General features: G+C 72.5%; 15 protein-coding genes and 1 tRNA gene. 6 read left to right on the plus strand and 10 right to left on the minus strand.

What is annotated here, in order from left to right; genetic code table 11:
• Positions 1-15 precede the first annotated feature (15 nt).
• From mshC to ACZ7MG_RS35420, 4 genes are all read right to left on the minus strand, one after another.
• Positions 16-1245: a cysteine--1-D-myo-inosityl 2-amino-2-deoxy-alpha-D-glucopyranoside ligase gene (mshC, locus tag ACZ7MG_RS35405; protein ID WP_471389257.1), complete on the minus strand. Its 1230-nt coding sequence runs from the start codon at positions 1243-1245 to the stop codon at positions 16-18.
• A 147-nt stretch (positions 1246-1392) separates the two neighbouring features.
• Entirely contained in the window at positions 1393-2268 is an 876-nt protein-coding gene (locus ACZ7MG_RS35410) for an SCO1664 family protein (RefSeq protein WP_471389254.1), read from the minus strand.
• A complete protein-coding gene (locus ACZ7MG_RS35415) occupies positions 2232-2822 on the minus strand; it encodes a DUF3090 domain-containing protein (protein ID WP_152167665.1) in 591 nt (196 codons plus the stop codon). Before ACZ7MG_RS35415 ends, ACZ7MG_RS35410 begins: the two co-directional genes overlap by 37 nt.
• Before the next feature lie 96 nt (positions 2823-2918).
• Positions 2919-3605 carry a histidine phosphatase family protein gene (locus ACZ7MG_RS35420; RefSeq protein ID WP_471389251.1) on the minus strand — a complete coding sequence of 229 codons (687 nt, stop codon included), beginning with the start codon at positions 3603-3605 and terminating at the stop codon, positions 2919-2921.
• A 104-nt stretch (positions 3606-3709) separates the two neighbouring features.
• On the opposite strand from ACZ7MG_RS35420, the gene ACZ7MG_RS35425 reads away from it, so the two are divergent.
• Positions 3710-4705: a magnesium and cobalt transport protein CorA gene (locus tag ACZ7MG_RS35425; protein WP_471389249.1), complete on the plus strand. Its 996-nt coding sequence runs from the start codon at positions 3710-3712 to the stop codon at positions 4703-4705.
• 96 nt (positions 4706-4801) lie between these two features.
• On the opposite strand, the gene ACZ7MG_RS35430 is transcribed toward ACZ7MG_RS35425, so the two are convergent.
• Both ACZ7MG_RS35430 and ACZ7MG_RS35435 read right to left on the minus strand, forming a co-directional pair.
• Entirely contained in the window at positions 4802-5590 is a 789-nt protein-coding gene (locus ACZ7MG_RS35430) for a ferritin-like domain-containing protein (RefSeq protein WP_471389247.1), read from the minus strand.
• Positions 5591-5861: 271 nt separating this feature from the next.
• Positions 5862-6917: an LLM class F420-dependent oxidoreductase gene (locus ACZ7MG_RS35435; RefSeq protein WP_471389245.1), complete on the minus strand. Its 1056-nt coding sequence runs from the start codon at positions 6915-6917 to the stop codon at positions 5862-5864.
• Positions 6918-7258: 341 nt separating this feature from the next.
• On the opposite strand from ACZ7MG_RS35435, the gene ACZ7MG_RS35440 reads away from it, so the two are divergent.
• Together ACZ7MG_RS35440 and ACZ7MG_RS35445 are read left to right on the plus strand one after the other, a co-directional pair.
• Positions 7259-8242 (plus strand): aldo/keto reductase, encoded by a 984-nt coding sequence (locus ACZ7MG_RS35440; protein ID WP_471389243.1) that lies wholly within the window; start codon positions 7259-7261, stop codon positions 8240-8242.
• Positions 8239-10536, plus strand: coding sequence for a helix-hairpin-helix domain-containing protein (locus ACZ7MG_RS35445; RefSeq protein WP_471389240.1), 2298 nt, complete (start codon positions 8239-8241; stop codon positions 10534-10536). Before ACZ7MG_RS35440 ends, ACZ7MG_RS35445 begins: the two co-directional genes overlap by 4 nt.
• Before the next feature lie 150 nt (positions 10537-10686).
• On the opposite strand, the gene ACZ7MG_RS35450 is transcribed toward ACZ7MG_RS35445, so the two are convergent.
• Positions 10687-11382, minus strand: coding sequence for a hypothetical protein (locus tag ACZ7MG_RS35450; RefSeq protein ID WP_471389237.1), 696 nt, complete (start codon positions 11380-11382; stop codon positions 10687-10689).
• Between the two features lie 48 nt (positions 11383-11430).
• On the opposite strand from ACZ7MG_RS35450, the gene ACZ7MG_RS35455 reads away from it, so the two are divergent.
• Positions 11431-11619: a DUF5703 family protein gene (locus ACZ7MG_RS35455; RefSeq protein ID WP_005485166.1), complete on the plus strand. Its 189-nt coding sequence runs from the start codon at positions 11431-11433 to the stop codon at positions 11617-11619.
• A 71-nt stretch (positions 11620-11690) separates the two neighbouring features.
• On the opposite strand, the gene ACZ7MG_RS35460 is transcribed toward ACZ7MG_RS35455, so the two are convergent.
• The 3 genes from ACZ7MG_RS35460 to ACZ7MG_RS35470 form a co-directional block, all read right to left on the minus strand.
• The gene (locus ACZ7MG_RS35460; RefSeq protein WP_471389233.1) at positions 11691-12656 is read right to left on the minus strand and encodes a chaplin; all 966 of its coding nucleotides are present in this window, start codon (positions 12654-12656) and stop codon (positions 11691-11693) included.
• 132 nt (positions 12657-12788) lie between these two features.
• On the minus strand, positions 12789-13022 hold the full coding sequence (gene chpH, locus ACZ7MG_RS35465; protein WP_033531632.1) for a chaplin ChpH: 234 nt from the start codon (positions 13020-13022) through the stop codon (positions 12789-12791).
• Between the two features lie 144 nt (positions 13023-13166).
• Positions 13167-14492, minus strand: a complete 1326-nt coding sequence (locus ACZ7MG_RS35470) for a M20/M25/M40 family metallo-hydrolase (RefSeq protein WP_391804523.1) — start codon at positions 14490-14492, stop codon at positions 13167-13169.
• 199 nt (positions 14493-14691) lie between these two features.
• Here ACZ7MG_RS35470 and ACZ7MG_RS35475 point away from each other — a divergent pair.
• Both ACZ7MG_RS35475 and ACZ7MG_RS35480 read left to right on the plus strand, forming a co-directional pair.
• A tRNA-Leu gene (locus ACZ7MG_RS35475) sits at positions 14692-14776 on the plus strand.
• Between the two features lie 282 nt (positions 14777-15058).
• The gene (locus tag ACZ7MG_RS35480; protein WP_471389229.1) at positions 15059-18934 is read left to right on the plus strand and encodes a Pls/PosA family non-ribosomal peptide synthetase; all 3876 of its coding nucleotides are present in this window, start codon (positions 15059-15061) and stop codon (positions 18932-18934) included.
• Positions 18935-18982: the final 48 nt, after the last annotated feature.

An 18982-nucleotide genomic window follows, 5' to 3' on the forward strand; every position in this document is an offset into this window, starting at 1 on the left:
GTGGCCTCAGCCGGCTCACAGGGCCACACCGAGGAGCGCGTCCACGGCACGTGACACGACGCCGGGCGCGCCCTCGTCCGTACCGCCCCGCTCCTCCTGGAGCGCGGCCCAGCGGTCGACCGCGGCGAGCGCGGCCGGCGCGTCCAGGTCGTTCGCGAGGGCCTCGCGTAGCTCCTCGACGAGGGCCTCGGCGGGCGGTCCGTCGGGCCGGGAGACGGCGGCACGCCACCGGCCGAGGCGGTCGACGGCGTCCTGGAGCACCTGGTCGGTCCACTCCCAGTCGGCCCGGTAGTGGTGGGCGAGGAGCGCGAGCCGTATCGCGGCCGGGTCGACCCCGTCGCGGCGCAGCGCGGAGACGAAGACCAGGTTGCCCTTGGACTTCGACATCTTCTCGCCGTGCAGCGCGACCATGCCGGCGTGGACGTACGCCTTGGCCATGGGGAACTCGCCGGTCAGCGCCTGGGCGTGGGAGGCGCCCATCTCGTGGTGCGGGAAGGCGAGGTCGGAGCCGCCGCCCTGGACGTCGAAGCCCATGCCGAGGTGGTCCAGGGCGATGGCGACGCACTCGATGTGCCAGCCGGGGCGGCCCCGGCCGAGGGAGCCGCCGTCCCAGCTGGGCTCGCCCTCGCGCGCGGCCATCCAGAGCATCGGGTCGAGGGGGTTCTTCTTCCCGACGCGCTCCGGGTCACCGCCGCGCTCGGCGGAGAGCAGCCGCATCGTGGCGGCGTCGAGGCGGGAGACCTTGCCGAAGTCGGGGTCGGCCTCGACGGAGAAGTAGATGTCGCCTTCGAGTTCGTACGCGGCGCCGGAGTCACGGAGCCGTTCGACGAGCGGGACGATGCCGGGGATGGCCTCGACCGCGCCGATGTAGTGGCGCGGCGGGAGCATCCGCAGGGCGGTCATGTCCTCGCGGAAGAGGGCGGTCTCCTTCTCGGCGAGGGCCACCCAGTCGATGGAGTCGCGCGCGGCCCGCTCCAGCAGGGGGTCGTCGACGTCCGTCACGTTCTGGACGTAGTGAACCTGCCGCTTGGTGTCGAGCCACACGCGCTGGACGAGGTCGAACGCGTTGTAGGTCGCCGCGTGACCCATGTGGGTCGCGTCGTACGGGGTGATGCCGCAGACGTAGATACGGGCGACGGGACCGGGGTCAAGGGTGATGAGCCCATCGGTCGCGGTGTCGTGGATCCGAAGGTCGCGGCCCTTGCCGGGCAGGGCGGGGACCTCAGAAGCGGGCCAGGCATGCATGTCACGAGCCTAACCCGATCGCTGCGCACCTATGCCGGGCGCCTGTGCACTCGGGGGTACGCGCTGTCTGGCGGCCGCGGCGGGTACGTGGCTGATCGCGCAGTTCCCCGCGCCCCTTTACGGGGCGCGGCCCCCAGACTTGCACCGTCAGACCGGGGGCCAGGGGATGGCCGGCCAGTCGCCGCTGGGCTGGGGGTGACGGCCGGTCTTCAGCAGCTCGGCCACCCGCTCTCGCGTGGCGTCCAGCTCGGCCGGTGTGATCAACGCGACTAGCCTGGCGGCCAGTGCCCCGCCCTCGCCGAGGGCCTCGCGCAGCTGCTCCAGCACCGCGACGGCCTCCTCGGTGAGGGGCTCCCCGGCCCACCCCCAGAGCAGCGTCCGCAGCTTGTTCTCGACGTTGAACGTCACTCCGTGGTCGATGCCGTAGAGGCGCCCCTCGGCGGCCGGCAGCAGATGCCCGCCCTTGCGGTCCGCGTTGTTGACGACCGCGTCCAGCACGGCGAGCCGCCGCAGCCGCCGGTCGTCGGCGTGCACGAGCAGCGCGGTCTCCCCGTCCCCGACCTCCGCGAACCCGACCGCCTTCCAGCCCTCCCCTGCCTCCTCGCCCTCGACGAGGGCGAGGAGCTCGGACCCGGCCTCGCCCTCGATCCACAGCTGGCACATGCCCTCGCCGTACGGCCCGTCCCGCAGCACGGTGGGCGGCACGAGCCCCCAGCCGGTCGCCTCGGACACCTCGTACGCGGCGACCTCCCGCTGCGCGAGCGTCCCGTCGGGGAAGTCCCACAGGGGCCGCTCCCCGGCGACGGGCTTGTAGACACAGGCGGCTTCCCGCCCCGCGTGCGAGACCGTGCAGTAGAGCACCGCGTTGGACGCCTCCCGCACCTGCCCCCGTACGGTCAACTCGCCCTCGGCGAGCAGCGCGACGAGGGAGCCGTCGGACGGCTCGGCGGGGGCCCCGGCAGGCGACGGTGACTCGGCGGCGGAGGTCACGCGTCGCGCCGGTATCCGTTCTGGCGCGGACATACGTGTCCCTCCGGATCGAGCGGCAGACTGCACAGCGGGCACGGTGGACGCCCCGCGTTGACGACGTCGAGGGCGCGCTTGGCGAAGGCACGGGCCTGGGAGCCGGTGAGGCGGACGCGGAGCATCGGCGGGCCGTTCTCCTCGTCCTGGAGCATCCGCTCCTCCGCCTCGGCCAGATCCTCCTCGGAGTCGGCGTCCAGCTCCACCAGGGCCTGGGCCTCGACGATCATGCGCTCCTCGTCGCCGTCCCAGGCCAGCGCCATGGTGCCGACCCGGAACTCCTCCTCGACGGGGGTCTCCAGCGGCGCCGTGTCCGACACCTCGGTGGGGGCGACGGCCGGTACCGCGGCACTGCCGCCGCTGCGCCGTACGACCTCGTCGAGCAGTTCGTCCATGCGCTCGGCGAGCGCGGCGACCTGGGTCTTCTCCAGCGCGACGCTGGTGACACGCTGCCCGGAGGAGGCCTGCAGGAAGAAGGTCCGGCGCCCGGGCAGCCCGACCGTACCGGCCACGAAGCGGTCCGGGGGGTCGTAGAGGAACACCTGACGGGACACGTCCTGTCTCCATTGGAATCGACGTCGGGACCGGCCGCGTCGGTTGCTGACTGGTTCAGCTCCGCCGCGACCGCTTCACCCTACTGCGGTTGACGATCACGGTGCTCCCGCACCGCCCCCGACGGTCGCGTCACCGCTCGGGGGCTGCTCGCGCGGCGCCAGGGACGAGAAGTCCCCGGTGTCGCCGAGACGGACGAGAAACGGCCTGAGTCGTGTGTAACGGATCGCGGTGATGGAACACGGTTCCACAGAGATCCGCTGGAAGAGGTCCAGATGAAGTCCGAGTGCGTCCGCGACGAGCGACTTGATGATGTCGCCGTGCGAACACATCAGATACACGGCGTCGGCCCCGTGCTCACGCTCCACGCGCGCGTTCCACTCCCGCACCGCCTCCGCGGCCCGGTGCTGCATCGCCCGCATCGACTCGCCGCCGGGGAACTCGACGGCCGTCGGATGGGTCTGTACGACCTCCATCAGCGGCTCGCCCGTCAGCTCGGCGAGCTTGCGGCCGGACCAGTCGCCGTAGTGGCACTCGCCGATGCGCTCGTCGGTGTGCGCGGTGAGCCCCGGCCGGGCGTCGAGCAGGGGGCGAATCGTCTCCTGGCAGCGCTGGAGCGGGCTGCTCACCACCTCGGCGATCGGCAGCGCGGCGAGCCGGCCGGGCAGCGCCGCGGCCTGCGCGGTGCCGCGTTCGTCGAGTGCGATCCCGGGGGTCCACCCGGCGAGCACTCCCTCGGTGTTGGCGGTGGAACGTCCGTGCCGGACAAGGATCAACGTGGGCATGGGCCCCAGCGTAGACGCCTGCCCCGGCGGCCTCCCCGGCCCTGTGGACAAGGCCCCTGTGGACAAGCCCGCTGTGGACAAGGCAGCTGTGAAAGGAACTCCCTGTGATCGTCGACTGCGCCGTCTACCACGACGGGCGCCGGACCGAGGGCCCCGACGACCTCTCCGACGCCCTGGCCGCCGCCCGCGCCTCCGGCGGCTTCGTGTGGATCGGCTTGCACGAGCCGTCGGAGAAGGAGTTCGCGCTGGTCACCGAGGAGTTCGCGCTGCATCCGCTGGCCGTGGAGGACGCCCTGAAGGCGCATCAGCGGCCCAAGCTGGAGGTGTACGACGACTCGCTGTTCATGGTCCTCAAACCGGTCGTGTACGAGCCGTCCAGTGACACCGTGAGCACCGGCGAGGTGATGGTCTTCCTCGGCCACGCCTTCGTCGTGACCGTCCGCCACGGCGAGGGCTCACCCCTGGGCGTCGTACGACGCCGCCTGGAGCAGGAGCCCGAACTGCTCGGCAAGGGGCCCACGTCCGTGCTGTACGCGATCACGGACGCCACCGTCGACCACTATCTGGAGGTGGCGACCGAACTCCAGACCGACCTGGAGGAACTGGAGGCGGAGGTCTTCTCCCCGGACGTCGGCGGCTCCCGGAACACGGCGTCCCGCATCTACACGTTCAAACGCCAGGTACTGGAGTTCCGCCGGGCCACCGGCCCGCTGGCCGCACCGCTCGTCCGGCTGTCGGGCACCGGCGGCTCCGGCCTCACGGTGCCCTTCGTCGACGAGAAGGCGCAGCCCTTCTTCCGCGACGTCAACGACCATCTCACCCGCGTCAACGAGTCCGTCGAGGGCCTGGACCGCCTCGTCTCCGACATCCTCTCCGCGCATCTGGCGCAGATGAGCGTCCGCCAGAACGACGACATGCGGAAGATCTCGGCCTGGGCGGCCATGGCCGCGATCCCGACCATGGCCGCCGGTGTGTACGGCATGAACTTCGAGCACATGCCCGAACTGCGCTGGGTCTGGTCGTACCCGGCGCTGATGGCGCTGATGGTCCTGACGGAGGTGCTGGTGTTCCGGCTCTTCAAGCGCCGGGGCTGGCTGTAGGAGGGCTGATGCGAAAGGGGCGCGGAGGCCCGCACACGCGCGCGGAGCGTCTCCGTGCTCCACGCGCGCGTGCGGGCTCGTGTCGTGTGTCGTGCCTCAGGCGAACTCGGGGGCCGTCGTCGCCGGGCCGCCCAGGGCGTCGCGGCGTTCCGGCATCTCCAGGGTGACCATGCGGCGCCAGCCGAGGGCCCGCTCGTAGGCGTACACGGCGTGGATGCCGGCGGCGAGGACGGCGGCCTTGGCCCTCGGCCAGCCCAGGATGCGTCCCATGCGGTCCATGACGGCGAGGCTGACGTCCCGGTAGACGGCGATCTCCGCGAGGGCGCACTCGCGCAGGGTCTTCTGGATGAGGCGGCCGTGTCCGGCGGCGGCGTGGCGCAGCAGTTCCTCGTGGGTGTAGGCGAGGTGGTTGTCCTCGTCGTCGGAGATCATCCGGACGGCCTTGCCGATCTCGGGGTGGGTCTCGAAGTGCTTGCGGAGCATCACCATCTGGTCGGCGGCCCGCTGTTCGGTGACCCGGCTGTGGGACAGGTAGACGATGATGTCCCGCTCCGTGAGGGGCTGGTCGGCCTTGAGCTTCTCGTGCGCGAGACCGATACCGCGGCGTTCGAGGAGCATGGTGTAGTCGGTCTCGGTCGGGACCTCCACGGGCTGGAGGCCGCGCTTCTTCATCAGGGCGTTGAAGATCCGCCCGTGCTTGTCCTCGTCGGCGCCGTGGCGGGTGATCTTGGGGGCGAGCGCGCGCTCGCTCGGCGGGACGAGCGCGGCGATGCGCGCGTTCTCCCAGCCGCCCTGCGTCTCCCCGCTGGCGGCGATGGAACAGAACAGCCGGAACGACTCGTCGTCGTCGATGATCTCCTGGAACAGACTCTTGGCCGAAAGCATCGGAAGACACCTCTCTGCAGGGGGCCTGGCAGGGGCCTGCAGAAAACGAGTCAAATGGGGTACCAGGAGCCGGGCAACAGCTGTGTCGGACAAATCCGCCGAACGAAGGAGACCGGGGCGGCGCGGGGGCGTAACCGGACAGGCCGTGCCGCGTTGTCCCCGGTGACGGCCGTGGCGGGGTGGACCCCCGAGCCCCCACCACGGCCGTAGCGCTTTTCTCCGGGCTTCTCCGGCCCGGTTCCGGCTCTCGTCGGCCGTTGCGCCGTTCGGGTTACGCGAGTCCGGCCAGCTCCATGGCCTCCGTGCCGGCCCGGAGCGAGGCGATCCGCTCGTCCAGGGTGAAGCCGGCCGGGGCGAGGGTGAGGGTGGTGACACCGGCCGCGGCGTAGGCCTTCATCCGGTCGGCGATGCGCTCCACCGAGCCGAGCAGCGTGGTCTGGTCGATCAGCTCGTGCGGGATGGCCGCCGCGGCCCCCGCCTTGTCGCCGGCCAGGTACTTGTCCTGGATCTCGGCGGCCTCCTTCTCGTAGCCCATGCGCTGGGCGAGCTGGTTGTAGAAGTTCTGCTTGCGGCTGCCCATGCCGCCGACGTACAGCGCGGTGTACGGGCGGAAGGTGTCGGCGAGCGTCGTGACGTCCTTGTCGTCGCCGACCGCGAGCGGCAGGGTCGGGCAGACGTCGAACCCGTCGAGGGTCTTGCCTGCCTTCTCCCGGCCCGCCCGCAGGTATGTGATCGCCGTGTCCTCCAGGTGCGCGGCCGAGGGGAAGATCAGCAGGGCGCCGTCGGCGATCTCGCCGGTCTGCTCCAGGTTCTTCGGGCCGATCGCGGCGATGTACAGCGGGATGTGCTCACGGGTGGGGTGCACGGTCAGCTTCAGCGGCTTGCCGGGGCCGCCGGGCAGCGGCAGCGTCCAGTGCTCGCCGTCGTGCGACAGGCGCTCGCGGGTCATCGCCTTGCGGACGATCTCCACGTACTCGCGGGTGCGGGCGAGCGGCTTGTCGAACTTGACGCCGTACCAGCCCTCGGAGACCTGCGGTCCGGAGACGCCGAGGCCGAGCCGGAAACGGCCGCCGGAGAGCGAGTCCAGGGTGGCGGCGGTCATCGCGGTCATCGCGGGCTGGCGGGCGGGGATCTGGAAGATGGCCGAGCCCACGTCGATGCGTTCGGTCTTGGCGGCGACCCAGCTGAGCACGGTGGCGGCGTCCGAGCCGTACGCCTCCGCCGCCCAGCACACCGCGTAGCCCAGCCGGTCGGCCTCCTGGGCCACGGCCAGATTGTCCGCGTCCATTCCGGCGCCCCAGTAGCCGAGGTTGATCCCGAGCTTCATATAGACCAGCCTTCCCCTTACCGATCAGTAACGTCTTTGTCCCGCCGACCCTACCGGGCGCTGCCGCGTCGGAGCTCGGGTGGCGGGCGTTGTGTGGCGGGTGCGGGTGGGTTGTGGCTGATCGCGCGGTTCCCCGCGCCCCTCAAGACGGCCCTGCGGGCCGGTCTCGACGGGCCGCAGGCCCTTTCAAGGGGCGCGGGGAACGGCGCGACCAACCCCCACCCAGCCGCACTCGCCCCACGGCCCCGCCCCCTCGGCCGCGTTCAACGCGCGGCTCCCTGTGGAAATCGGTTATCCACAGGCACCCACGTGGCGAACCGTGGCCAGTAATGTCGGCGTTCATGGAGCAGAGGCATCTCGGCCGTACCGGCCTGCGCGTGTCCCGGATCGGGCTCGGCACCCTGACATGGGGCCGCGACACGGACGAGCATGACGCCGCGGACATGTTGAAGGTGTTCTGGGAGGCGGGCGGCAACCTCGTCGACACCGCCGACGTGTACGGGGACGGCGAAGCGGAGTATCTGCTCGGGCAGTTGATGGACGGGCTGGTGCCCCGCCGCGACCTGGTCATCTCCACGAAGGCCGGCAGCGTCCCGGACCCCGACCGCCGTTTCGACGGCTCCCGGGGCCATCTCCTCGCCGCCCTGGACGCCTCCCTCGCCCGTCTGGGCACGGACTACGTCGACGTCTGGCACATCCACGCCTACGACCCCGAAACCCCGCTGGACGAAACGCTCCAGGCCCTCGACCTGGCCGTCAGCAGCGGCCGGGCCCGCTACGCCGGCGTCTCCAACTTCTGCGGCTGGCAGCTCGCGAAGGCGGCCACCTGGCAGCTCGCGGCCCCCGGCATACGCACCCGCCTGGCCAGTACGCAGCTGGAGTACTCCCTGCTGCAGCGCGGCGTCGAGCGCGAGGTGCTGCCCGCCGCGCTGGACCTGGGCATCGGTCTGCTCCCCTCCTCACCGCTGGGCCGGGGGGTGCTGACCGCCAAGTACCGCCACATCACACCCCCGGACTCCCGAGGCGGCTCGGAGCACATGGCGCCGTTCGTCGCGCCGTACCTCGACGACACGGCGACCAGCATCGTGGACGCGGTGCAGACCGCCGCGGACGGTCTCGCCGTGACCCCGATCCAGGTGGCCCTCGCCTGGGTGCGCGACCGGCCCGGAGTGGCCGCGCCCATCATCGGCGCGCGCAACGCACTGCAGCTCACCGGGGCATTGTCAGTGGAGACCCTTAGTCTTCCTGACGAGATCTGCCGGGCCCTCGACGATGTGTCGGCGCCCGTGCACCGCTATCCCGATCACGACTGGAGCACGCTGTGAGCACGGAGCCCGCGACCACGGAGCCGGACGAGCCGGGGGGACGGGGCGACGGAACGCCGACCGACGGCACCACCGCGCCCGGTGCCGGGGACTCGGCGGTGACGGACGGCGAGTCCCCGGAGAGCACGGACGCCACCGAGACCACCGAGGACGGCACCGCCGAGGAGGGCACCACCGAGGAGGGCAGCGCCGAGGCCGCCGCCACCGGCACCGCCTCCGAAGCCGCGCCCGAAGTCTCCGAGGCACAGGCCGAGTTGGCGGCTCAGCGGCTGGAGCGGGAGCGGATCGAGCGGCGGAAGGCGGAGAAGGCGGCGCCGATCACGAGCGGGGCCAAGCTCAGCGGGACGGCCGCCGATCTGCTGGCCGCCGTACGGGCCGTGGAGGGCGGCCAGAAGCCCACGGCCACCGCGTTCCGCGATCCGGAGCCCACACCGCGTCGGCCCGCGCCGGAGCCGGTGCGCCAGCCCCGGCCCATGGCGTCCGCGGCCGGTGCGGCCGCCCCCTCGGGCGAGACCGTCGAGGCGGTGCGCGCGGTGCTGGCCGAGGGCGGTGCCCCCGAGGCGCTGGTGCCCCAGGTCGCCGAGGCACTCGGTGAGGGCGCGGGAGTCGGACTGCGCGAGGATCCCTGGCAGTTGCTGCGGGTTCCGGGCGTACGGCCGGAGCAGGCGGACGGGTTCGCGCGGGCGCTGCTCGGCGCGGAGTGCGGCCCGGACGACGAGCGGCGCGGCCGGGCGGTCACCGTATGGCTGCTGGAGCAGGCGGCCGTCGCAGGTCACACGGCGCTGGAAGCCCCGGCCCTGGTCGCCGCGCTCGCCCAGCGGGCCGTGCCCGACCCGGACGAGGCCGTCCAGAGCACCGTCGCCGAGGGCGAGGCCCTGATCTTCCAGGACGCCCTCGACGACGCCCCGCACGCGCCACGGTCCGCCCCCGCGGACACCGGCTCCGACGCGGGGGACGACGAGGCGGAGGAGGAGCGCCCGGTCCGGGTCCTCATCGGCCTGGAGCGTTACGCCCTCGCCGAGGAGAGTCTCGCCGACGGGCTCGCCCGGGTCGTGAACTCCCTGCCCAAGGAGGACCCGGCCGACTGGGAATCGGCAGCCGCTTCCGCGCCGCGTGCCGCGGCCGAGCTGATCCGCGCCGTCGCCGGGCACGGGCTCGTGCTGCACACCGGCGGCGAGGCGGCCCGCGCGGAGCCGGCGGCGCTGGTCACGGCCGCCCGGGCGCTCGGACTGCGGGCGTACGCGGCGACGCACAGCGCGGACGGCGGACGCCGGTTCGCCGCGCTGCTGGGCTCCGCCGAGGGCGACGCCGAGGAGGGCGCCGAGGAGGGCGCCGACTCCGCCGTGGCGACCCTCGCCGGGCTGCTCTCCGGTGCCGAGGGGCCCGGCCGGGACGCGGACGGCGCGCTCGACCTCGATCTGCTCGTGGTGCTCGACGCGCCCCAGTTGGACGTGGAGACCGCCGCCCTGGTCGCCGAGTCGCTGCCCGACGGGGCCCGGCTGGTGCTCAGCGGCGACCCGGGGGTGCTGTGGTCCGCCGGGCCGGGGCGGGTCTTCGCCGATCTGCTCGCCGCCCGCACCTGCCCGCAGGTCGCCTCGCGGACCCCCGACTTCGGGCCCATCGGCGAGCTGGTCTCCGGGATCGGGATCGGGGAGCTGAACCAGGTCGACGCGCCCGGCAAGGAGGTCGTGATCGTGCCGGTGCGGGACGCGGGCGAGGCGGTGCACCGGACCGCGCAGCTCGTCGTGGACTCGGTGCCGAGGGCGTTCGGGGTCACGGCCGAGCAGGTGCAGGTGATCACCCCCGGGCACGGGGGCGCGGCCGGGACGCGGGCGCTCAACGCCGCGCTCAAGGAGCGGCTCAACCCCGGGCCAGGGCGGTTCGGCGGGTTCGACCCGGGGGACCGTGTGGCCTACTCCCCCGCGCCGGGGCGTACGACGCCGGGCCGTGTGGTGAAGGCCGACGCCGAGGGGCTGCATCTGGAGTGCGCGGGTCTTGCCGTCGTCGTGCCGAAGGAGCGGGTCGAGCAGAGTGTGCGGCACGGGTGGGCGCTGACCGCGCACCAGGCGGTCGGGCAGCGGTGGCCGGCCGTGGTCGTGGTGCTGCCGGGGGACGCGGCGCAGCTGCTCACCCGGCCCTGGGTCTACACGGCGTTCGGCCGGGCCGAGCGGCACCTGTCCGTGGTGCACGGGGTGGAGCAGGCCCTGCCCCACGCGGTCGCCGAGACCCCGGCGAAGCCGCGCACGACCCGATTGCCGGCGCTGCTGAAAGCCCAGGTCCCGGCGGCCGATTGACAGTGCGGTGAGCTGGGGCCGAGCAGAGGTGGGCTGCGCAACTCGGCGCGACGAGGTGCCGCCTGCGCCCACCCGTGCCGCCCCAGCGGCACGACTGCCCGCAGCTGGGGGACCGGGCCCGTCTATGAGGCGCCCGATCCCCACCCCTCGCTACCGATCCGCGTCCAGCGGTTCCAGGTCCTCGTCCTCGTCCAGCCCCACCACGAGCGCGACGTCGTCGTCGAGGTCGTCGTCCTCCGCGTCGTCGTCGAAGACCGCGCTGACGTCGAAGCGGCAGACCACCCGCTGCGCGTCGACCTGGTCGAAGGGCGCCTCCAGCCACTCCCCCGGCTCGGCGGTGTCGTCCGCGGCGGTCACCCAGAGCGTGGAGTCGCCCTCTTCGAGGCCGAACTCCTTGTGCCGGGAGGCGATCTCGTCCGGCTCGAACTCACCGAACAGCAGCCCCAGCGCCCCGTGCACCGTGTCGGCCGCCCCACCGGCCGCGGCGGCCGCCGGTTCCTCCGCGGCCTCCACCCGCTGTGCCTGCGCCAGCAGCCGCTGCGGCTCGGCCACCGTGTAGTCCCGGCGGATCAGCACGCTGAGCGCGCCCGGCTCCCCGGGTCCGGTGTACGGCGGCATGTCCTCGGTGCCGGGGATCTCGAAGGGAGTGACCTCGTCGTAGCGGTCGTAGAGCAGTTCGTCGTACTCCTCGGCGGCGGCGGCCAGCTCGTTGAACGCTTCGTAGACGGCCGGGTCGTCCTCACCCGACCGGCGTTCGACCGCGGCCAGGTGGCGGTCGAGCGCGGTCTTGACCGCCTCGGCGGCGGCGCGTACCTCGGCAGCGGTGGGCTGCGCAGCATCAGACATAGTGCAGACGCTATCCGTACCGGGCCCCAGCCCGCACAATAGATACCGATGCCGGAATACGAATTTGTCGACGTGTACGTACCGCGCGGGGTCTCCCGCAAGGACGCCACACGCCTGCTGACGGACCATGCCGAGTACGGACACTGGGAGTTGGACCGACTGAGCCTGCTGCGTGACGGCAGCCGCAGGGTGCGGTTGCGCCGACGGATCATCCGCCAGGTGCGCGCCACGTGGTGAGTGGGCGGAGCTGAAACGGAGCGGGCCCCGCAGGTGCGGGGCCCGCTCCGTTCGCGGGTGCCGGACAGGCGCTACAGGGCCGCGGCCCGCGCCTTGCGGTAGATCAGCGCGCCCCCGATCAGTGCGCCCGCGCCCACCGGGAGCGCGAGCCCCAGCGGCAGTTCGGCGCCGGTCTGGGCGAGCTGCGCGGCACCGTCGGGCCGGCTGACGCTCTGCGTGCCCGGGGTGTTGGTGTCCCCCCGGGAGACCTCACCGTCGGGCTTGCCCGGCTGGACCGGCTTGGTCGGGACCTGCGGGGACGCCTCCTCGGAGTCGCCCGGCGGGTTCTGGTGGCCACCGTCCGGGGTCTCGGGCGCCCCTCCGCCGCCCGGGTTCCCGCAGTCGTTGCCGAAGACGCCGTTGCCGACGCCGATCACGCTGACGGTGTTGCCGCACAGGTTGACCGGTACGTCGACCGGGACCTGCACGGTGTTGCCGGAGCCGACACCCGGCGAGCCACTGGTGTGGCCGTCCGCCTGGGAGCCGCCGTGCGAGGAGCCGTAGCCGCCGTCGCCGTGGCCGCCGCCGCCGTTGTAGCAGTCGTTGTCGGTGGCGGGGTTGCCGACGCCGAGGACGTTGACGCTGTTGCCGCAGACGTTGACCGGTACGTGCACCGGGACCTGGATGTGGTTGCCGGACGCCACGCCCGGCGAGTCACTGGCGTGACCGGAGGCCTGGGAGCCGCCGTGCGAGGAGCCGGACGAACCATGACCTGCGTCGCCGTACCCGCCGCCGCGGGCGTGCTTGCCGCCTCCGCCGTTGGAACACTTGTTGCCTGCCGCCGGGTTGAGCAGTCCGACGACGCTCACCGTGTTGCCGCAGACGTTGACCTCGGCCTCCACCGGCGCCTGCACGGTGTTGCCGGAGAGCACGCCGGGGGAATGGGTGGCGGAGCCCTGCGCGCCGGCGTCGGCGTGCGCCGCGCCACCGCCCGCAGCGGCGAGGACTCCGGACGCGGCCGCCACCGTCATGAGGCCTTTGCGGGTGACCTGTCGCATTGCTGAATTACCTGCCTTAGCCCTATGTTCTGATCTTTTACACCTTGCCGGGATACCGATCGGCCCCGGAGTGCATGGCGCGCACTCCGGGGCCGACGGTTATTTCAGACCCTCACCTGGTGAGGCACAACGTCACTTGTTGATGCAGGTGTTGCCGAAGGCGGGGTTCAGCAGCCCGATCACCGAGATCGTGTTGCCGCACACGTTCACGGGCACGTGAACCGGCACCTGGACGACGTTGCCGGACGCGACACCCGGGGAGCCGACGGCGGCACCCTGAGCCCCGGCGTCGGCGACGGCCAGACCCGCGCCCGCGAGAACCAGACCACCGGTGGCAGCCGCAGCGGCGACGACCTTCTTGAGCATTATTCCTCCTTGTTGGCAAAGCGACCCCAAGTAGCGAGTCACATCACCTGTAACGAGGAGGGAGTAATGGAGCTACGAGCTTATGGTCGGATTCACCCGTCACGGTTGATCTCCGCACGTGCGACCGAATAAGTGCCGAACAGTTCAGGACGCGTCGATAAAACGGTCGAGCACACGGACGCCGAACTTCAGCCCCTCGACCGGCACCCGCTCGTCCACGCCGTGGAACATGCCCGCGAAGTCCAGCTCCGGCGGCAGCTTCAGCGGCGCGAAACCGAAGCCGCGGATGCCGAGGTCGTCGAAGGACTTGGCGTCCGTACCGCCGGAGAGCATGTAGGGGACCGCCTTCGCGGCCGGGTCCTCGGCGAGCAGCGCGGACTGCATGGCGTCGACGATCGCCCCGTCGAAGGAGGTCTCCAGCGCCTTGTCGGAGTGCACGTCCTCGCGCCGCACCTTTGGGCCGAGGATCTTGTCGAGGTCGGCGAGGAACTCCTCCTCGAAGCCCGGCAGGAACCGCCCGTCGACATGGGCGGTGGCCTCGCCCGGGATGACGTTGACCTTGTAGCCGGCGCCGAGCTGCGTCGGGTTGGCGGTGTTGCGCAGGGTCGCGCCGATCAGCTTGGCGATACCGCCGAGCCTCGCGAGGGTGCCCTCCATGTCCTCCGGGTCGAGCGTGGTGCCGAGCGCGTCGCCGAGTTCGTCGAGGAAGGCCCGGGTGGTCTTGGTGACCCGGACCGGGAACTGGTGGCGGCCGAGGCGGGCGACGGCCTCCGACAGCTCGGTGATGGCGTTGTCCCGGTGGATCATCGACCCGTGGCCCGCCGTACCGGCCACGGTGAGCTTCATCCAGTGCATGCCCTTCTCAGCCGTCTGGATCAGATAGAGCCGCCGCTGCTCGTTCACCGTGAACGAGAACCCGCCGACCTCGCTGATCGCCTCGGTGACGCCCTCGAAGAGATCGGCGTGGTTCTTGACGAGATGCTTGGCCCCGTACGTGCCGCCGGCCTCCTCGTCGGCGAGGAAGGCGAGCACGATGTCGCGCGGGGGCTTGCGGCCGCTGCGCAGCCGGTCGCGGACGACCGCCAGCGTCATCGCGTCCATGTCCTTCATGTCGACCGCGCCCCGGCCCCACACACAGCCGTCCGCGACCTCGCCGGAGAAGGGGTGGTGGGTCCAGTCCGCCGCGTTGGCCGGGACGACGTCGGTGTGGCCGTGGATGAGCAGCGCGGGCCGGGACGGGTCCTCGCCCTCGATGCGGGCCACCGTGGAGGCGCGGCCCGGGTGCGACTCGAAGATCTTCGGTTCCAGACCCACCTCGGCCAGCTTCTCGGCGACCCACTCGGCGGCCTTGCGCTCCCCCGGGCCCGAGTGGTCGCCGAAGTTGCTGGTGTCGATCCGGATCAGCTCGCGGCAGAGGTCGACGACCTCGTCCTCGCCGGTCACGTGCCTGCCCGTGTCCGTCTCACTCACGCTGGTTCCTCCCGCTGTCGCTGCTGGTGGTTCCCCCTCATCCTCCTCCTGCCCGGCCTCCCGCCCCAAGACCGGGACCAGCCCGTCACACGCCGTTCACGCCCGTCCGTGACCGGAACGGGGTGTGATCGGGGGCCCCGGAAAGCCTGGTAATGTTTTCCTCGTCGCCGCGGGGAGGACCCCGCACGACAGACACCTTGTCCGGGTGGCGGAATGGCAGACGCGCTAGCTTGAGGTGCTAGTGCCCTTTATCGGGCGTGGGGGTTCAAGTCCCCCCTCGGACACTCAGTGGCGAAGGCCGCGACCCCAGGGTCGCGGCCTTCTCGCGTTACACTGACGAAATGTGGGCGACGTCTCTCCCCACCGGCAAAACCCCAGGTCAAGGCCCTTCCCCTCACCCCTCCGGGTCGCCCGGAGGTCGCCCCCGCTTGGCCGACACGACAGGCCGTAGTCACCCGAGCACTACAGTATTGGGCTTGTTCGGTGCCGGTACGGAAATATCCCCAGGCAGACCTGTGGGTCCGTCGGCGCCCCCGGATGGTCCGGGTTCGAGAGGCGAGGATCCGATGGCCGCCGTATACGAGAGTCCTGACCTGACGCTGCTCGACGGAGAGTTGGCGGAGGGTGCCGGGGGGTTCGGCGGGGCGGCGCGGTTCACGGCCGGTCCGGCGGCGTCGCCGCGCACCCTCGTCGATGTCTTCGAGGCGTCGGTGCGGTCGTATCCGGACGAGCCCGCGCTGGACGACGGGAAGCGGCGGCTGACCTATCGCGCGCTGGCGGTCGAGGTCGAGGACCTGCGGCGACGGCTGGGAGCCGCCGGAGTGGGGCTCGGGGACCGGGTCGGGGTGCGGGTGCCGTCGGGCACCAACGAGCTGTATGTCGCCGTCCTCGCGGTGCTGGCCGCAGGGGCCGCCTATGTGCCCGTGGACGCCGAGGACCCCGACGAGCGGGCCGAGCTGGTGTTCGGCGAGGCCGAGGTGCGGGCCGTCGTCGGCGCCGACCATGAACTGACCGTGCACGGCGCGTCCGACTCCCCCGCCTCCCGCCCCGGGGTCGAGCACGACGCGTGGATCATCTTCACCTCCGGGTCGACGGGCAAGCCCAAGGGTGTGGCCGTCAGCCACCGCAGTGCCGCCGCGTTCGTGGACGCGGAGGCGGCGCTGTTCCTGACCGAGGAGCCGATCGGGCCCGGGGACCGGGTGATGGCCGGTCTTTCCGTGGCCTTCGACGCGTCCTGCGAGGAGATGTGGCTGGCCTGGCGGTACGGGGCCTGTCTGGTGCCGGTGCCGCGTGCGCAGGTCAGGAGCGGTGCGGATCTGGGGCCCTGGCTGGTCGAGCAGGAGATCACGGTGGTGTCGACCGTGCCGACGCTGGCCGCGCTGTGGGAGCCCGAGACGCTCAACGACGTACGGCTGTTGATCTTCGGTGGTGAGGCCTGCCCGCCGGAGCTGGCGCAGCGGCTGGTCACCGAGGGGCGCGAGGTCTGGAACACCTACGGGCCGACCGAGGCCACCGTCGTCGCCTGTGCGGCGCTGATGTCGGGCGAGGAGCCGATCCGGATCGGGCTGCCGCTCGACGGGTGGGAGCTGGCCGTCGTCGACGAGGCCGGGGAGCCGGTGCCGATGGGCGGCAGCGGGCAGCTGGTGATCGGTGGCGTGGGGCTCGCGCGGTATCTCGACGCCGAGAAGGACGCGGAGAAGTACGCGCCGCTGGAGTCGCTGGGCTGGGAGCGCGCCTATCGCAGTGGTGACCTGGTGAAGGCCGAGCCCGAGGGGCTGGTCTTCCTCGGGCGGGCCGACGAGCAGATCAAGCTCGGCGGGCGGCGGATCGAGCTGGGCGAGGTCGACGCCGCCCTGCAGGCGCTGCCCGGTGTCGCGGGCGCCGCGGCGGCCGTACGGACCGCGCGGAGCGGGAACCAGCTGCTCGTCGGCTATGTGGTCACCCAGGACGGCTGGGACCAGGCGGCGGCGGTGGAGAAGCTGCGGGCGGAGCTGCCGGCCGCGCTGGTGCCGCTGCTGGCGCCGGTGGCGGAGCTGCCGACCCGGACGTCCGGGAAGGTCGACCGGAACGCGCTGCCGTGGCCGCTGGCGGATCTGGAGAAGGCTGGGCCGACGGAGGAGCTGTACGGGACCGAGGCGTGGCTCGCCGAGCAGTGGGCCGAGGTGCTGGGCATCCCGGTCGGCAGTGCCCAGGACGACTTCTTCGCGATCGGCGGCGGCAGCCTGGGCGCCGCGCAGCTGACGACGCGGCTGCGCACCCGGTATCCGAGTGTCGCGGTGGTGGACATCTACCAGCGGCCCACGCTCAGGAAGCTGGCCCGGTATCTGGAGGAGTCCGGTGAGCAGGACGGTTCCAGCCGGGCCGTGGCACCCGTGCCCGCGCGGGCACGGGTGGTGCAGCTGGCGCTGCTCGTCCCGCTGTTCACGCTGCTCGGGCTGCGCTGGATCGTTCCGCTGGCGGCGCTCGGGAATCTGCTGACGCCGTACGCCTGGCTGCCGACCGCGTCCTGGTGGGCGGTGGCGGCCGGGGCGGTCCTCTTCTACACCCCGCCGGGGCGGCTGGCGATCGCGGCGGGCGGGGCGCGGCTGCTGCTGCGCGGCGTCGAGCCGGGGCGGTACGCGCGCGGTGGAAAGGTGCATCTGCGGCTGTGGGCGGCCGAGCGGCTGGCCGAGTTCAGCGGGGCGACCTCGCTGACCGGGGTGTGGCTGGAACGGTACGCCCGTGCCCTGGGCGCCAAGGTCGGGGCCGAGGTCGATCTGCACGCGCTGCCGCCGGTGACCGGGATGCTCAAGCTCGGGCGGGGTGCCGCCGTGGAGTCCGAGGTGGACCTCTCCGGGTACTGGCTGGACGGGGACCGGCTGGAGATCGGGTCCGTCAAGGTGGGCGCCGGTGCGGTCGTCGGGACGCGGAGCATGCTGCTGCCCGGTGCCCGGGTCGGCAAGCGGGCCGAGGTGGCGCCCGGGTCGGCGGTCGCCGGGCAGGTGCCCACGGGTCAGCGCTGGGCCGGGGCGCCGGCGGTGAAGCTGGGCAAGGCGAAGCGGAACTGGCCCAAGGAGCGGCCGCAGCGTGGCCTGTTCTGGCGGGTGTCGTACGGCGTGACCGGGGTCGGGCTGACCGCGCTGCCGGTGCTCGCCGGGGTCGCCGCGCTGGCCGTGCTGACTCTGTTCGTGGACCCGGACGCCGGGCTCGCCGTGGCGATGCGGGGTGCGGCGCTCGGGCTGGTGCCGGCCACGCTGGCGTTCGGGGCGGCGTACGCGCTGCTGCTGCTCGTCGCCGTACGGCTGCTGAGTCTCGGGCTGCGGGAGGGCACGCATCCGACGCACAGCCGGGTCGGCTGGCAGGCGTGGACGGTCACGCAGCTGATGGACCGGTCGCGGCAGACGCTGTTCCCGCTGTACGCGGGGCTGGTCACGCCGGTGTGGCTGCGGCTGCTCGGGATGCGGATCGGAAAGGGCGCCGAAGTGTCGACCGTCCTCGCGCTGCCGAGTCTGACGACGGTGGGCGACGGGGCGTTCCTCGCGGACGACACCCTGACCGCGCCGTACGAGCTGGGCGGTGGCTGGCTGCGGATCGGGCGGGCGGAGATCGGGCGGCGGGCGTTCCTCGGGAACTCCGGGATGACCGCGCCGGGCCGTTCCGTGCCGGACGGCGGGCTGGTGGGTGTGCTGTCGGCGACGCCGAAGAAGGCCAAGAAGGGCAGCTCGTACCTGGGGCTGCCGCCGGTGCGGCTGCCCCGGGCGGCGGCGGACGGCGACCAGAGTCTGACGTACGAGCCGCCGGCGCGGCTGCTGTGGGCGCGGGCGCTGGTGGAGCTGTGCCGGATCGTGCCGGTGTTCTGCTCGGCGGGGCTGGCGCTGCTGACGGTGGCGGCGCTGAGCGCGCTGGACGGCTGGGCGTGGCCGCTGGGCGGGGTCGCGCTGCTCGGGGTGGGTGCGCTGGCCTGTCTGGTGTCGATCGTCGCGAAGTGGGTGCTCGTGGGTCGGCACCGCACGGGTGAGCACCCGCTGTGGAGCGGTTTCGTGTGGCGCAACGAGTTGGCGGACACCTTCGTCGAGGTGCTGGCCGTGCCGTGGCTGGCCGGGTCGGTGCCGGGGACGCCGGTGCTGAACGTGTGGCTGCGCGGACTCGGGGCGCGGATCGGCAAGGGGGTGTGGGTCGAGAGTTACTGGCTACCCGAGACCGACCTGGTGACCCTCGGCGACGGTGCCACGGTGAACCGGGGGTGCGTCCTGCAGACCCACCTCTTCCACGATCGGATCTTGCGGACGGATACTGTTGAACTCCGTGAGGGTGCCACCTTGGGCCCGGGCGGAATCGTCCTGCCCGGCAGCGTGGTCGGGGCCCGCACCACCTTGGGCCCGGCGTCGCTGGTCATGGCCGCGGAGTCCGTTCCCGACGACACCCGGTGGCTGGGCAACCCGATCGAGTCATGGCGCCGCTGAACGCGGCTCGTGCGGCGTCGGGAGACCCGGGGGACGATGGACGGCGTA

This window comes from Streptomyces sp. NPDC107538, from assembly GCF_055657445.1.